The sequence below is a fragment of the Amycolatopsis saalfeldensis genome, assembly GCF_900110575.1.
GTDB classification, from domain to species: domain Bacteria; phylum Actinomycetota; class Actinomycetes; order Mycobacteriales; family Pseudonocardiaceae; genus Amycolatopsis; species Amycolatopsis saalfeldensis.
In genome coordinates this window covers 44,347-58,485 of record NZ_FOEF01000010.1, presented here as the reverse complement: position 1 = coordinate 58,485, position 14,139 = coordinate 44,347, and the positions used below count along the sequence as shown (strand labels likewise).

Here is a 14,139-nt window from a genome sequence, read left to right as displayed (position 1 = left end):
TTTCCCGGGGGCCGAGCCCCCGGACCCCCACGGTGCGGTTTGTCGCTGAACCAGCGTGGTTGGGTTTTAGGGTCGCCTTCGGCGTGGGGGGCGGGGTGGTTTGTAGGGTGGGGGGGATGAGTGATGCGGAGACGTTGTTCGAGCGGATTATCGGTGGGGAGATTCCTGCTGATGTGGTGTATGAGGATGAGAAGACGTTTGCGTTTCGGGATATAAATCCGCAGGCCAGGGTGCATGTGTTGGTGGTGCCTCGGGTGCGGTATCGGAATGTGGGGGAGTTGGCGGAAGCGGATCCTGGGTTGTTGGGGGATGTGGTGGGGGCTTGTCGGCGGGTGGCTGAGGCCGAGGGGATCGCGGAGTCCGGGTATCGGGTTGTGTTCAATACCGATGGGGATGCGGGGCAGACGGTTTTTCACGTGCATGCGCATGTGTTGGGTGGGGAGCAGCTGGGGCTGTTCGGCAAACCTGGGGTGTAGGGAAACCGACCTGCGGGCGGCGGGCGGCAGCCAGTAGCATCGTGGGCAGATCAGTCCGTAGTCCGAGAAGTCCCAGAAGCGCAGAAAGCAGGCCAGAGGCCACGTGGCCGGAACCGCACAGGGTGGAGCCGCCCGACCCGACGTTCCCGCGTCGAAGGTGTCGAAGAGTTCGGCATCGAAGAATGAGGGCGCCGCTGCCGCCGAGGGCGGCGTGGCTCAGGCTCAGTCCCGTTTTCCCATCCCTGACGCCGCTGCGCTGAGCTTGCTGGGCTCGCGTGACGAGAACTTGCGCGTCGCCGAGGAGCTGCTCGCCGCGGACGTGCATGTTCGTGGCAACGAGGTGACGCTTACCGGGTTGCCCGCTGATGTCGCGTTCGCCGAGCGTGTGTTCACCGAGCTGGTGCAGCTCGCCGGTGGCGGCCAGCAGGTCGGCCCGGACACGGTGCGCCGCACCGTCGGCATGCTCTCCACCGGCGACGCGTCCCCGGCCGAGGTGCTCAGCCTCAACATCGTCTCCCGCCGCGGCAAGACGATCCGGCCCAAGACGCTGAACCAGAAGCGCTACGTCGACGCGATCGACAAGCACACCATCGTCTTCGGCATCGGCCCGGCCGGCACCGGCAAGACCTACCTCGCCATGGCGAAGGCCGTCCAGGCGCTGCAGGCCAAGCAGGTCAGCCGGATCGTGCTGACCCGCCCCGCGGTCGAGGCCGGCGAGCGGCTCGGCTACCTGCCCGGCACGCTCAACGAGAAGATCGACCCGTACCTGCGCCCGCTCTACGACGCGCTGCACGACATGGTCGAGCCCGAATCGATCCCGCGGCTGATGCAGGCCGGCACCATCGAGATCGCCCCGCTCGCCTACATGCGCGGCCGCGCGCAGCCGACCACCACGCCCGTGCTGACACCGGACGGCTGGCGTCCCATCGGCGACCTGCGGATCGGCGACCTGGTCATCGGCTCGAGGGGGGAGCCGACGCTCGTCCTCGGCGTGTACCCGCAGGGCGAGAAGGACATCTACCGGGTCACCGCGAGCGACGGGTCTTCGACGCTCTGCTGCGGCGAGCACCTCTGGACGGTCAGGACCGCCTCCGACAAGCGCCGCGACAAGCCGTGGCGAGTGCTTGAAACCAAGGAGATGATCGGCCGGCTCCGGGCCGCGCATGCCCGGCGGTACGAGCTCCCGATGCTCACGGCGCCGGTGTGCCATCCCGAGCAAGAAGTCCCCCTCGACCCGTACGCCTTGGGGCTGCTGCTCGGCGACGGCTGCCTCACCGGCGCGACGACACCGGGCTTCTCCACCGAAGATCCGGAGCTGGCCTTCGCCCTGGAAGCGGCCTTGCCCGGAGTGCGGGTACGCAACAAGGGCGGGGTCGACTACGTCCTCAACCGGGTGCGGCAGCCGGGCGAGGTCATCACCCTCGAAAACCCGGTCACCGAGGCGTTGCGGGCCTTGGAGCTCATCGGCACCCGGTCGCATTCGAAGTTCGTTCCGGAGCAGTACCTCCAGAACTCGGCGGAGGTCCGCCTCGCCGTCCTGCAAGGCCTGCTGGACTCCGACGGCGGGCCGGTGGCACAGCGTGGCCGCACCTGCCGTATCCAGTACACGACCACCTCGGCGCGGCTGAAGGACGACGTCATCCGCTTGGTGCAGTCGCTCGGAGGGGTCGCCTACGTTCGCCGCCGCGCGGCGCTGGGGCGCACGCCGGGCCGGGCCAAGGGGCGCGAGGTCGCATACCGGCACGATGCGTACATCGTCGAGATCCGGCTTCCCGACGGGATCCTGCCGTTCCGGCTCACCCGCAAGCGGCAGCGCTATCAGGAGGCCGGCGGTGGGGGCCGTCCGATGCGGTTCATCGAGAGCATCGAACCGGCCGGTCGTGCGGAGGCGGTGTGCATCCAGGTGGCGGCGGCCGACTCGCTTTATGTCACCGAGGACTACCTGCTCACGCACAACACGCTCAACGACGCGTTCATCATCCTCGACGAGGCGCAGAACACCACGCCCGAGCAGATGAAGATGTTCCTCACCCGGCTCGGCTTCGGCGCCAAGATCGTGGTCACCGGCGACATCACCCAGATCGACCTGCCCAACGGCCAGCGCAGCGGGCTGCGGGTGGTCCGCGACATCCTCGAGGGTGTCGAAGACCTGCACTTCAGCGAGCTGACCAGCCAGGACGTGGTGCGGCACCGGCTCGTCGGCGACATCGTCGACGCCTACGAGAAGTGGCAGGCCGTGCAGGACAGCCAGGACCAGCCGGCCGGCGGCTGGAAGGGCAACCGCCGATGAGCATCGAGATCGCCAACGAGTCCGGGGTCAACGTCGACGAGGCGTCGATCGTCTCGGCCGCCCGCTTCGCGCTCGACAAGATGGAGGTCAGCCCGCTCGCCGAGCTGTCCATCCTGCTCGTCACGCTCGAGGTGATGGAGGACCTGCACGAGCGGTGGATGGACCTGCCCGGTCCCACCGACGTGATGGCCTTCCCGATGGACGAGCTGGACTCCTCCCGCCGCCCCGACGCACCCGACGCCTCGCCGGCCCTGCTCGGCGACATCGTGCTGTGCCCGGCGTTCGCGAAGGACCAGGCCAAAACGGCCGGCCACGGGCTGATCGACGAGCTGCACCTGCTCACCGTCCACGGCGTGCTCCACCTGCTCGGCTACGACCACGCCGAGCCGGCCGAGGAACGCGAGATGTTCGGCCTGCAGAAGCGGATCCTCACCGAGTTCCAGGCGGCCGTCGCCGAGCTGGAGCGGCAGAACGCGCAGCGCAACACCGACGACCGCGTGCTCGGCATCGCGGGCCTCGACGCCCCCGCGGCCGGGGAAACGTCCTAGGCAGCCGGTCATGGGCAGTCCCACGGCACAGCTGGTCATCGCGATCGCGCTCGTGCTGCTCGCCGGGGTGTTCGCGGCGGCCGACGCGGCCATCAGCACCGTTTCGCAGGCCCGCACCGACGGACTGGTCCGGATCGGCCGGGCCGGCGCGCGCCAGCTCGCCGCCGTGGTCGCCGAGCGCCGCCGCCACATCAACCTGCTGCTCCTGCTGCGGCTGAGCTGCGAGCTGACCGCGACGGTGCTGGTCACGGTGTCGTTCGTGCACTGGTTCGGCGAGCTGTGGCTCGCCGTGCTGCTCTCCGCGGTCGTGATGGTCGTGGTGAGCTACGTGCTCATCGGCGTCGGCCCGCGCACCATCGGCCGCCAGCACCCGTACCGCGTCGGCACGGCCGTCGCCGGGCTGGTGCGGGTCCTCGGCTCGGTGCTCGGGCCGCTGTCCCGGCTGCTGATCGTGATCGGCAACGCCATCACCCCCGGCCAGGGCTTCCGCGAAGGCCCGTTCAGCTCCGAGGTCGAGCTGCGCGAGCTGGTCGACCTGGCGCAGGAGCGCGGCGTCGTCGAGGACTCCGAGCGCGAGATGATCCACTCGGTGTTCGAGCTGGGCGACACGGTCGCGCGCGAGGTGATGGTGCCGCGCACCGAGATCGTCTGGATCGAGCGCACCAAGACCGTCCGCCAGGCGCTCGCGCTCGCGCTGCGCACCGGGTTCACCCGCGTGCCGGTGATCGGCGAGTCGGTGGACGACATCGTCGGCGTGGTCAACATCAAGGACCTGATGCCGGCGTTCATGGACCCGGACGGGCCGAGCACGGTCGTCGACGCGGTGATGAACCCGGCGAGCTTCGTGCCCGACTCCAAGCGGCTCGACGAGCTGCTCAAGGAAATGCAGCGCACGCACCACCACATGGCGATCGCGGTGGACGAGTACGGCGGCACCGCGGGCCTGCTGAGCATCGAGGACATCCTCGAAGAGATCGTCGGCGAGATCACCGACGAGTCCGACACCGACGAGCGCCCCGAGGTCGAGGAGCTCGACGGCGGCGCCGTGCGGGTGTCGTCCCGCCTCGGCATCGACGACCTCGGCGAGCTGTTCGGGATCGACCTCGAAGAAGACCACGACGTGGAGACCGTGGGCGGCCTGCTCGCGGAGCGGCTGGGCCGCGTCCCCCTGCCGGGGGCCGAAGCCGAGGTCGCCGGCCTCCGGCTGTTCGCCGAAGGCGGCAAGGACCGGCGCGGCCGGATGCGGATCACCTCGGTGGTGGTGCACCCGGCCGACGCCGAGGCGGTGACCGAATCCGGTGCGCGCCGCCGCACCAGGGTGCCCCAGCCCGAAGAACGCGACAGGAGAGTCGAACATGCCTGACCTCGACGCCGAGGACCAGAAGCTCGTCACACTGGCCCGGTCGTCGCGGGCCCGCGTGCGCACGGCGGAAGGTGCCGCCGTGCGCGACACCGACGGCCGGACGTATGCGGCCGCGACCGTCGACCAGCCCTCGTTCAAGCTGACCGCGCTGCAGGCCGCCGTGGCCGCGGCGCTGTCGAGCGGGGCCGAAGGACTCGAAGCGGCTGCCGTCGTCACCGCCGATGCGCTGGTCCAGGAGGCTTCGGTGAACGCCGTGCGAGACCTCGCGAAGACGGCCCCGATCGTCCTCGCCGACCCGGACGGCAACGTCGTCGAGGTGCTCGCCTGATGGCCGCGCCGCACCGCTCGGGTTTCGCCTGCTTCGTCGGCAGGCCCAACGCGGGGAAGTCGACGCTCACCAACGCGCTCGTGGGCTCGAAGGTCGCCATCACCTCCAGCAAGCCGCAGACCACCCGGCACGCGATCCGCGGCATCGTGCACCGTGAGGACGCGCAGCTGGTCATCATCGACACGCCCGGCCTGCACCGCCCGCGAACCCTGCTGGGCCAGCGGCTCAACGACATCGTGCACTCGACCTGGTCCGAAGTGGACGTTGTCGGCCTGTGTGTGCCGGCGGACGAGAAGGTCGGCCCCGGCGACCGGTTCATCGCCGCCGAGCTGACGAAGATCGCCAAGCGGACGCCGGTGATCGGCATCGTCACCAAGACTGACCTCGTGCCGCCGGAGCAGGTCGCCGAGCAACTGCTGGCGCTGCAGGAGGTGATGGAGTTCGCCGACCTGGTGCCGGTGTCCGCTGTGGACGGTTTCCAGGTGCAGACGGTGGCCGACCTGCTCGTGGCCCGGCTGCCCGAGGGCCCGCAGCTCTACCCGGACGGCGAGCTCACCGACGAGCCCGAGCAGACGCTGGTGGCCGAGCTGATCCGCGAGGCCGCGCTGGAGGGCGTCCGCGACGAGCTGCCGCACTCCATCGCCGTCACGGTCGAAGAGATGCTGCCGCACGAGGGCCGCGACGACATGATCGACGTGCACGCGTTCCTCTACGTGGAGCGGCCGAGCCAGAAGGGCATCATCCTCGGCCACAAGGGCGAGCGGCTGCGTGAAGTGGGTGCTTCGGCGCGCCGGCAGATCGAGGGCCTGCTGGGCTCGAAAGTTTACCTCGACCTGCACGTGAAGGTGGCCAAAGAGTGGCAGCGCGACCCGCGCCAGCTGCGGCGGCTCGGCTTCTGAGCCGGTGCGCGAAACGATCGATGACCACCGGGTCTCGATTCGATCGCGAGTGCGGCTTTCCTCGGCGGGAACCGGGCAGCGGCGCCTAACGTCGCAGCTTCGTGCCGAAAGCCGTTGATCGGGCAACGGCGGAGGCAACCACCGAAGCACCAGGAAGGTTCGCACCCATCATGACCAGTGACCAGGGCCTGCCCCCTTACTCCGGCGGCCAGCAGGGCGGGTACCAGCCCGGCCCGCCGCCGTCGAACAACCTCGTGTGGGCCATTCTCACGACCATCTTCTGCTGCCTGCCGTTCGGCATCGTGTCGATCGTCCAGGCCGCGAAGGTGAACGGCCTGTGGGCGCAGGGACAGGGCGCGGCGGCGCAGGAGGCCGCGCAGTCGGCGAAGAAATGGGCCATCATTTCGGCGGTGATCGGCGTGATCTGGATCGTGATCGCCGTGATCCTGTCCGTCACGGGTGCACTCACCTTCGGCGGTAGCGTCTCCACGTACTGACGGCGAACAGCAGCAGGGGGATTCCCATGACCGGCCCGTACCCACCGCCCGGCGGCCCGTACTACGGCCCGCCGGGCTACGGACCACCGAGCTACGGCCCGCCACCGGACAACAACCTGGTGTGGGCCATCCTCAGCACGGTGCTGTGCTGCCTGCCGCTGGGCATCGTCTCGATCGTGAAGTCCAGCCAGGTCAACAGCCTGTGGTTCCAGGGGTTCCACGCGGAGGCGCACAAGGCAGCGGCCGACGCGCGCAAGTGGGCCATGTGGTCGGCCATCACGACCGGGATCCTCCTGCTGCTGTACATCGTCTTCATCGTGGTGATGGTCGTCATCGTCGGTGTCTCGGCTTCGACCTACACGCCATGACGACCGTCTACACAGGACTCCCGGCGCGGGGGCTGCGTGCGAAAGCGCGAGCCCTCGCGCCGCCGGCCGCCGTGATCGCGGGCCTTGGCGTCTGCTGCGCGGCCGTGTGGCTGGGCGACCCGACCACCCCGGGCGGGCCGCTCCCGGTGTGCCCCACCAAGTACCTGTTCGGGATCGACTGCCCCGGCTGCGGCGGCATGCGCATGGCGTACAGCGTGATGCACGGGGACTTCGCCGGGGCGCTGCACTACAACGCCGTCTCGCTGGTGTTCCTCGTGCTGCTCGCCTGGAGCGGGGCCGCGTGGACGCTCGGCAGGCTCCGCGGCCGCGCCGTCCGGTCGTGGCTGCACTGGCGGCGCACCCCGCTGGTGGTGGGCATCGTGTTCTGCCTCTGGTTCGTCGTTCGCAACCTGCCGTTTCCGCCGTTCACCGGCTTGTTCGTCTGAAGTTTCCCCGCGAGTGGAACCGGCGCGGGCCCGCGCCCGTCGCAGGAGTCCGACACGTCCGCGGCTGCGGGCGCCTACCCGGGCCGTCCGGGCCGGGACCGAGTACGCTCCCGCGCACCGGCCTGTCCACCAGGGACTCGGGCGAGCACGGCCGGCGCCCGGCGCGCGAGGCACCGCGCGGGCGAACGACGAGCGAGGGGGAGTACCCGATGACCGATCCCTACGGCCAGCCCACCGGCCAGCCGCAGGGCCAGCCGCCCTTCGGCCAGCCGCCGGCCCAGCCGCCGTACGGCCAGCAGCAGGGTGGCTTCGGCCAGCAACCGCCGTCCGGCGGCTTCCCCCAGCCGGGACAGCCCGGTGGGTTCGGCCAGCCGGAAGCCCCCGGCCAGCCGGGTGGTTACGGCCAGCCGGGCGGTTTCGGCCAGCCCGAGGCCCCGGGACAGCCGGGCTACGGCCAGCAGCCCGGCGGCTTCGGCCAGCAGCCGGGTTACGGGCAGCCGGCGTTCGGCCAGCCGTACGGGGCACCGACCCAGTTCGCGCCGCCCGGCGGTTACGCCAACTGGGGCCAGCGCGCGGGCGCCTACCTGATCGACGTCGCGCCGCTGCTCGTGGGCATCATCGTGGCCGTCCTGGTCATGATCGCGAGCACCACCGCGGGCACGATCGTCTACTTCGTCGCGATCCTCGGCTTCCTCGGCTGGACCGTCTACAACCGCTGGATCACCGCCGGCACCACCGGCCAGTCGCTGGGCAAGCGGATACTCGGCATCAAGCTGATCCGCGAGGACAGCGGCCAGCCGGTCGGGCCCGGCATGGCGTTCGTCCGCGATCTCGCGCACATCCTCGACAACGCGATCTGCTACCTCGGCTTCCTCTGGCCGCTGTGGGACGCCAAGTCCCAGACCTTCTCCGACAAGATCATCGGCACCATCGTCGTGCCCGCGGACGCCGCGTCGGCGTCGGCCCCGTACGGGCAGCCGGGCTTCGGCCAGCCGGGACCGCAGCCGCTCGGCGCCGTCGGGTTCCCGCCGCCGGGTCAGCCCGGTCAGCCCGGTCAGCCGGGCCAGCAGCCGGGCTTCGGCCAGCCGCAGCCGGGTCAGCCGTACGGCCAGCAGCCGGGCGGATTCGGCCAGCCGGGGCAGCCCGGTCAGCCGCAGCCGGGTCAGCCGGGTCAGCCGCCGTACGGTCAGCCGCAGCAGTCCGGCGGCTTCGGCCAGCCGCAGGCCCCGCAGCCGTTCGCCCCGCAGCAGCCGCCGAGCGGCGGGTTCGAGCAGCCGGGCGCGTCCGGCTTCGAGCAGGCCGAGCCGACCCAGATGATCAAGCCGGGCCAGCCCGCGGGCAGCGAGTCCGACGCGGCCGAGCGGACGCAGATGCTGAGGCCGGGGCAGTCCGAGCAGGCGCCGAACATCCCGCCGGGCGAGCCCGGCCAGCCCGGCCAGCACTGACGCGTCCACCCGAAGACCCGCGGCGGGGGGAGCTCGCCGGGGAACCACGAGAAGTTGGGGTAATCCAGTCATGACCAATCCCTACGGTCAGCAGCAGCCTTACGGCCAGCAGCCGCCCTACGGCCAGCAGCCGCAGCAGCCGGGTTATGGCACGCCGTCCGGCGGCATGCCCGCCCCCTACGGCGCCCCGCAGGGCCAGTACGGCCAGCCGGCTCCGTTCGGCCAGCCCGCGTACGGCGGCGGCCCGGGCATGGGCATGCCCGGCGGCGACATGAACGAGATCAAGGACTACAAGGGCTGGGCGATCGGCTGCATCTTCCTGATGTGGATCATCGCGATCTTCGCCATCATGAAGTCCAACGAGGTCCGCACTTACAAGATGCAGGGCAACTACGCGATGGCCCAGCAGGCGTCGCAGAGCACGAAGACGCTGTGCCTGATCGCCACGATCATCGGCGCGGTCGGCTGGGTGTTCGCGATCATCATGATCATCATCTCGATCGTGGCCGCCGCGTCGGTGAGCACGTACTGCAGCGGCTACTACTGCTGAACCAGGGTGTCACCACCTCGATGTCGCCCGGAAGTGGGACGATGTCGGGGTGGTGAACCTCTACCGCGACACCGGAGTGGTGCTGCGCACGCACAAGCTGGGTGAGGCCGACCGGATCATCACCCTGCTGACCCGGCGGCACGGCAAGGTCCGCGCCGTCGCCAAGGGCGTGCGCCGTACCTCGTCGCGGTTCGGCGCCCGGCTGGAGCCCTTCGGCCACGTCGACGTGCAGTTCTACACCGGCCGCACGCTCGATGTGATCACCCAGGTCGAGACCGTGGACGCGTTCGCGCTGCCGCTGGTCGCCGACTACCAGCGCTACACCGCGGCCAGCGCCATCGCGGAGACGGCGGACCGGCTTTCGGCCGAAGAGGGCGAGCCGGTGCTCAAGCTGTACCTCCTGGCCGTCGGCGCCCTGCGCGCGCTCGCGGGCGGCGAACGCGACCCCTCACTGGTGCTCGACGCGTTTTTCCTCCGCGCCATGTCCTACGCCGGCTGGGCGCCCGCCATCACCGAGTGCGCCCGCTGCGGGCTGCCGGGCCCGCACGCCGCGTTCAACGTCGCCGCGGGCGGCTCGATGTGCCCGGACTGCCGGCTGGCCGGCTCGGTACACCCCGCGCCTGAGGTGCTGATCCTGCTCGAAGCCCTGCTGCACGGCGAGTGGCCGGTGGCCGAGGCGGCGCCCGGCGTCACCCGCCGCGACGCGTCCGGGCTGGTCGCGGCCCATCTGCAGTGGCATCTGGAACGCCAGCTCCGTTCGCTGCCGCTGGTGGAGCGGCGCGCCCGGGAGGTCGCGGCACCGGGCAAGTAGGGTCCTGTCGGTACGAAGTTCACTCTTCAGGGAGGCGCGAAGTGCTGCGCAGGGGACGCGAGAACCGGGCGTCGGGCTACGAGCTGCGGGCGCCGGAGCCGCACCCGTCGGGGGCCAGGCCCCCGGAGATCCCACGCGATCTGGTCCCGAAGCACGTGGCGCTCGTGATGGACGGCAACGGCCGCTGGGCCAACCAGCGCGGCCTGCCCCGGATCGAGGGGCACAAGCGCGGTGAGGCCGTGATGATCGACGTGGCCAGCGGCGCGGTCGAAATCGGCGTCAAGTGGCTCTCGGTGTACGCGTTTTCCACGGAGAACTGGAAGCGCAGCCCCGAAGAGGTGCGGTTCCTGATGGGCTTCAACCGCGACACCATCCGCCGTCAGGTGGACTACCTCGGCTCGATCGGCGTGCGCATCCGCTGGGCCGGGCGGCGGCCGAAGCTGTGGGCGAGCGTGATCAAGGAACTCCAGGTCGCCGAGGAGAAGACCAAGGACAACACGGCGCTCAACATGACCATGTGCGTCAACTACGGCGGCCGCGCCGAGCTGGGCGACGCCATGCGCCGGATCGGCCAGGACGTGGCCGCGGGCAAGCTCAACCCGGACAAGATCGACGAGCGCACCATCGGGAAGTACCTGTACCAGCCGGAAATGCCGGACGTCGACCTGTTCCTGCGGCCCTCGGGCGAGCAGCGGACGTCGAACTTCCTGCTGTGGCAGTCCGCGTACGCCGAGATGGTCTACCAGGACACCCTGTTCCCGGACTTCGACCGGACGCACCTGTGGCGCGCCTGCCTGGAGTTCGCGAAGCGCGACCGCCGGTTCGGCGCGGCGGTCGACCAAGCGGAACAGGCGAAGCAGGCGGCCGAGGCCGCCGGAGGCGAGGCGTCATGAGTACCGCGGAAGCGGCCGAAACCGGTGAGCTGCTCACCCGCGCCCGCGAGGCGCTCGAGCGGTACATCGACGTGCACGTGGACGACGACGGCGCCATCACCTTCTCCCACGCCGACGTGCCGTGTGTCATCCAGGCGACGCGGCTCGCGGAGGGGCTGACGGTGCTCAGCCTGACCTGTGTGGTGGCCTGGGACCTGCCCGACGACCCGGCGCTCGCCGTCGCGATCGCGGAGCGGGCGGGCCAGGGCCTGTTCGGCACGCTCGGCGTCGGCCACACCGACAACGGGCTCGACGTGACGCTGCGGTACGCGTTCCCGGCCGAGGGCATGGAGCCCTCGCCGCTGGGCACCCTGCTGATGCTCGTGGTGTCGACCGCGTCGCAGCTGCGGGCGGAGCTGCCCGGGCTCCCGAACAGCGAGGGCTGAGTCCGGATTCGCTCGGTTTGCCGCCCGCGGAACCGGTGTTCTGTGGCGGAAAACCGCTAAAACGGTCGTGAAGGGGCCGTTCACGACGTGTGCGGCTGTGATCTTGTCGGTACGCACTGGCATCATCGGGCCTCGTGGAAACCCTTTCCAACACCGCGACCGAGCCGGCTCGGCGCGCCCGTCGGTTCCGGATCAGCTCCATCGAGATCCTGTGCGCCGTGCTGCTCGTGGCCATCCTCGCCCAGGGCTGGCTGCAGGACGTCTTCAACGTGCCCGCGCTGCGCACCGGCTCCACGGTGTTCGTGGCCGTGTGCGTGCAGGCGCTGCCGTTCCTGGTGCTGGGCGTCCTGATCAGCGGCGCGATCGCGGCGTTCGTGCCGGCGCGGGTGCTGGAGCGGGTGCTGCCGAAGAAGGCGGGTGCCGCGGTCGGCGTGGCCGGGCTGGCCGGGGTCGCGCTGCCCGGGTGCGAGTGCGCTTCGGTGCCGGTCGCGCGGCGGCTGATCGGCCAGGGCGTCGCGCCCGCGGCCGCGCTGACGTTCCTGCTGGCCGCGCCCGCGGTGAACCCGGTGGTGCTGGTGGCCACGGCCGTCGCGTTCCCCGGGCGGCCGGAAATGGTGCTGGCGCGCTTCGGCGGTTCGCTCGCCACCGCGATGGTGATGGGCTGGATCTGGGCCCGCTGGGGCAAGCTTTCCTGGATCACCGAGCGCGCGTTGCGGCGGCTGCCGGACGTCGAGCCGGGACAGCGCTGGAAAGTGTTCGCGGAGACCGCGCGCACGGATCTGGTGGAGGCCGGCGGGTTCCTGGTCCTCGGCGCGCTGATCTCCTCGACGCTGAACGTGCTGGTGCCGCAGAAGTGGTTCGGCGTGCTGTCGGACCAGGTCGTGGTCGGGGTGCTGGTGATGGCGGTGCTGGCCGTGGTGCTCGCGCTGTGCAGTGAGGCGGACGCGTTCGTGGCGGCTTCGCTGACGGCCGTGCCGATGCTGCCGAAGCTGGTGTTCCTGGTGGTCGGTCCGGCCATCGACGTCAAGCTGTTCGCCTTGCAGGCAGGCACTTTCGGCCGCTCGTTCGCCGCGCGGTTCGCGCCGGTGACGTTCGCTGTGGCGCTGGCCTGCGGCACGGTGGCCGGGCTGCTGGTGCTGGGGGGCGGGCGATGAGGCGCGAGACGCAGAACGTGCTGCTGATCCTGCTCGGCGGCGCGCTGGTGAAGATCGCGCTGAACGGCGACTACCTGCGTTACGTCAAGCCTTCGCAGCAGGCGTGGATCATCCTCGGCGGCGCGGTGATGCTGGTGCTCGGCGGCGTCGCGATCGTGAGTGACGTCCTGTCGGCGCGCGCCACGGCCCGTGCGGCCGCCGCGGCGGGCCCGGACCACGGTGCCGAGGACGGCCACGCCCACGGTCCCCACGTCGACGACGGCCACGGGCACAGCCACACCGTGCGGTCCGCGTGGCTGCTGGTGGTGCCGGTGCTCGCGGTGTTCCTGGTGGCGCCGCCCGCGCTGGGCGCGGATTCGGTGACCCGCACGGAAGCCCGGGTGCCGCAGAGCGCCGCCAGCACGTCCGCCGCCGCGTTCCCGCCGCTGCCCGTGGGCGCGGTGGTGCCGATGGCGATGAACGAGGTGGTCAGCCGCGCCGGCTGGGATTCGAACGGCACGCTGAACGGCCGCACCGTGTCCATGACCGGGTTCGTCGTCCACGCCGGCGGCCAGACGCTGCTCGCTCGGCTGGTGATCAGCTGCTGCGCCGCGGACGCCTCACCCGTCACCGTCCACCTGAAAGGCGGCGAGGCCGATCGCTTCGCGAGCGACACCTGGCTTCAGGTGACCGGCCAGGTCGTGCCCGGCACCGCGAGCGAGGCCAACAGCTACACCCCGGACCTGACCCTGGCGACGGTCGAGCGGATCCCGGCGCCGAAGGACCCGTACGAGTACTGACTCTCGCGGCGCTCGGGCCGGGTCTAGCGGGCGCTGACTGCGTGCTCGCCGCAGGTGCCGGTGATCTCGACCGTGTGGCTGATGTCGGAGAACCCGTTCTCCGAGGCGATCTTCTCGGCCCAGCGCTCGACGGCGGGGCCCTCGACCTCCACCGTGCGGCCGCACACGCGGCAGACCAGGTGATGGTGGTGGTGGGAGGAGCAGCGGCGGTAGATGGCCTCGCCCGAGTCGGTGCGGAGCACGTCGATCTCGCCGGCCTCCGAGAGCGACTGCAGGGTGCGGTAGACCGTGGTCAGGCCGATGCCGTCGCCGCGTTTGCGCAGCTCGTCGTGCAGTTCCTGGGCCGAGCGGAAGTCGTCGACGGTGTTGAGCAGATCCACCACCGCCGTGCGCTGCTTGGTCGAGCGGCGGCCGGGCACCGGGGCCGGAGCCGAGGTCATCGTCATTTTCCTTCCTGCACGTGGGCGACCGCGTCGACGACGATGTGGGCCAGGTGGTCGTCCACCAGGCGGTACACGACCTCACGGCCGCGCCGCTCGCCCTCCACCACGCCCGCGGTCTTCAGCACGCGCAGGTGCTGGCTGATCAGCGGCTGCGCGACGTCGAGGGCGTCCACCAGCTCGTGCACGCAGCGGTCCGACTCCCGCAGCTGCAGCACGATCGCGATCCGGACCGGCGCGGCCAGCGCGCGCAGCAGGTCGCCGGCGTCGGCGAGGATGCCCGCCGGCGCGCCGGGCGGGACGGCGGCGGGGCGGCCGGGCGAGTGCGGCTCGGCCTCCGGGGGGATCGGGCCGGCCGAGAGAGCGCCCGAAGTCGCCGTGGCCATCGCTGCCTCCAGTCACGTCTCGTCACCCGGGAACCCGGGGG

17 protein-coding genes and 3 pseudogenes are annotated in these 14,139 nt (G+C 70.9%); 18 read left to right on the top strand and 2 right to left on the bottom strand.

From position 1 onward, the window contains the following. The first annotated feature begins 116 nt into the window (after nt 1–116). The 18 genes and pseudogenes from BMY97_RS22605 (at nt 117) to BMY97_RS22530 (ending at nt 13,272) form a co-directional block, all read left to right on the top strand. On the top strand, nt 117–476 hold the full coding sequence (locus tag BMY97_RS22605; protein ID WP_177231498.1) for a histidine triad nucleotide-binding protein: 360 nt from the start codon (nt 117–119) through the stop codon (nt 474–476). Nucleotides 477–579: 103 nt separating this feature from the next. Next, a pseudogene (locus BMY97_RS48515) lies at nt 580–1,353 on the top strand (PhoH family protein); the annotation flags it as partial. Further along, nucleotides 1,342–2,151, top strand: a pseudogene (locus BMY97_RS49365) (LAGLIDADG family homing endonuclease); the annotation flags it as partial. The pseudogenes BMY97_RS48515 and BMY97_RS49365, both read left to right, overlap by 12 nt. 282 nt (nt 2,152–2,433) lie before the next feature. Then, nucleotides 2,434–2,766 (top strand): annotated as a pseudogene (locus tag BMY97_RS48505) (PhoH family protein); the annotation flags it as partial. Continuing rightward, nucleotides 2,763–3,314: an rRNA maturation RNase YbeY gene (gene ybeY / locus BMY97_RS22595; RefSeq protein ID WP_091619286.1), complete on the top strand. Its 552-nt coding sequence runs from the start codon at nt 2,763–2,765 to the stop codon at nt 3,312–3,314. The pseudogene BMY97_RS48505 and the gene ybeY, both read left to right, overlap by 4 nt. 10 nt (nt 3,315–3,324) lie before the next feature. Continuing rightward, nucleotides 3,325–4,677, top strand: a complete 1,353-nt coding sequence (locus BMY97_RS22590) for a hemolysin family protein (RefSeq protein ID WP_091619284.1) — start codon at nt 3,325–3,327, stop codon at nt 4,675–4,677. Next, on the top strand, nt 4,670–5,005 hold the full coding sequence (locus tag BMY97_RS22585; RefSeq protein ID WP_091619282.1) for a cytidine deaminase: 336 nt from the start codon (nt 4,670–4,672) through the stop codon (nt 5,003–5,005). Before BMY97_RS22590 ends, BMY97_RS22585 begins: the two co-directional genes overlap by 8 nt. Further along, nucleotides 5,005–5,904, top strand: a complete 900-nt coding sequence (gene era / locus BMY97_RS22580; protein WP_091619280.1) for a GTPase Era — start codon at nt 5,005–5,007, stop codon at nt 5,902–5,904. The genes BMY97_RS22585 and era overlap by 1 nt, the downstream gene beginning before the upstream one ends. Before the next feature lie 170 nt (nt 5,905–6,074). Further along, nucleotides 6,075–6,401, top strand: a complete 327-nt coding sequence (locus BMY97_RS22575) for a CD225/dispanin family protein (protein ID WP_091619278.1) — start codon at nt 6,075–6,077, stop codon at nt 6,399–6,401. A gap of 26 nt (nt 6,402–6,427) precedes the next feature. Beyond that, complete coding sequence (locus BMY97_RS22570; RefSeq protein WP_091619276.1) at nt 6,428–6,769, top strand: CD225/dispanin family protein; 342 nt, start codon at nt 6,428–6,430, stop codon at nt 6,767–6,769. Continuing rightward, nucleotides 6,766–7,215, top strand: a complete 450-nt coding sequence (locus tag BMY97_RS22565; RefSeq protein ID WP_091619274.1) for a DUF2752 domain-containing protein — start codon at nt 6,766–6,768, stop codon at nt 7,213–7,215. The genes BMY97_RS22570 and BMY97_RS22565 overlap by 4 nt, the downstream gene beginning before the upstream one ends. A 209-nt stretch (nt 7,216–7,424) precedes the next feature. Further along, nucleotides 7,425–8,660 (top strand): RDD family protein, encoded by a 1,236-nt coding sequence (locus BMY97_RS22560; RefSeq protein WP_091619272.1) that lies wholly within the window; start codon nt 7,425–7,427, stop codon nt 8,658–8,660. Nucleotides 8,661–8,730: 70 nt separating this feature from the next. Next, nucleotides 8,731–9,210 (top strand): CD225/dispanin family protein, encoded by a 480-nt coding sequence (locus BMY97_RS22555; RefSeq protein ID WP_091619270.1) that lies wholly within the window; start codon nt 8,731–8,733, stop codon nt 9,208–9,210. Between the two features lie 49 nt (nt 9,211–9,259). Beyond that, nucleotides 9,260–10,021, top strand: coding sequence for a DNA repair protein RecO (gene recO, locus BMY97_RS22550; RefSeq protein ID WP_091619269.1), 762 nt, complete (start codon nt 9,260–9,262; stop codon nt 10,019–10,021). A 41-nt stretch (nt 10,022–10,062) separates the two neighbouring features. Continuing rightward, nucleotides 10,063–10,914 carry an isoprenyl transferase gene (locus BMY97_RS22545; RefSeq protein WP_091619267.1) on the top strand — a complete coding sequence of 284 codons (852 nt, stop codon included), beginning with the start codon at nt 10,063–10,065 and terminating at the stop codon, nt 10,912–10,914. Then, nucleotides 10,911–11,339: a hypothetical protein gene (locus BMY97_RS22540; protein WP_091619265.1), complete on the top strand. Its 429-nt coding sequence runs from the start codon at nt 10,911–10,913 to the stop codon at nt 11,337–11,339. The genes BMY97_RS22545 and BMY97_RS22540 overlap by 4 nt, the downstream gene beginning before the upstream one ends. A 134-nt stretch (nt 11,340–11,473) precedes the next feature. Continuing rightward, nucleotides 11,474–12,493 carry a permease gene (locus tag BMY97_RS22535; RefSeq protein ID WP_091619263.1) on the top strand — a complete coding sequence of 340 codons (1,020 nt, stop codon included), beginning with the start codon at nt 11,474–11,476 and terminating at the stop codon, nt 12,491–12,493. Then, nucleotides 12,490–13,272: a TIGR03943 family putative permease subunit gene (locus BMY97_RS22530; protein WP_091619261.1), complete on the top strand. Its 783-nt coding sequence runs from the start codon at nt 12,490–12,492 to the stop codon at nt 13,270–13,272. Before BMY97_RS22535 ends, BMY97_RS22530 begins: the two co-directional genes overlap by 4 nt. A 23-nt stretch (nt 13,273–13,295) precedes the next feature. Here BMY97_RS22530 and BMY97_RS22525 read toward each other — a convergent pair whose 3' ends face one another. Next, entirely contained in the window at nt 13,296–13,718 is a 423-nt protein-coding gene (locus BMY97_RS22525) for a Fur family transcriptional regulator (RefSeq protein WP_091619260.1), read from the bottom strand. Further along, nucleotides 13,715–14,098, bottom strand: coding sequence for an ArsR/SmtB family transcription factor (locus BMY97_RS22520; protein ID WP_091619258.1), 384 nt, complete (start codon nt 14,096–14,098; stop codon nt 13,715–13,717). Before BMY97_RS22520 ends, BMY97_RS22525 begins: the two co-directional genes overlap by 4 nt. Nucleotides 14,099–14,139: the final 41 nt, after the last annotated feature.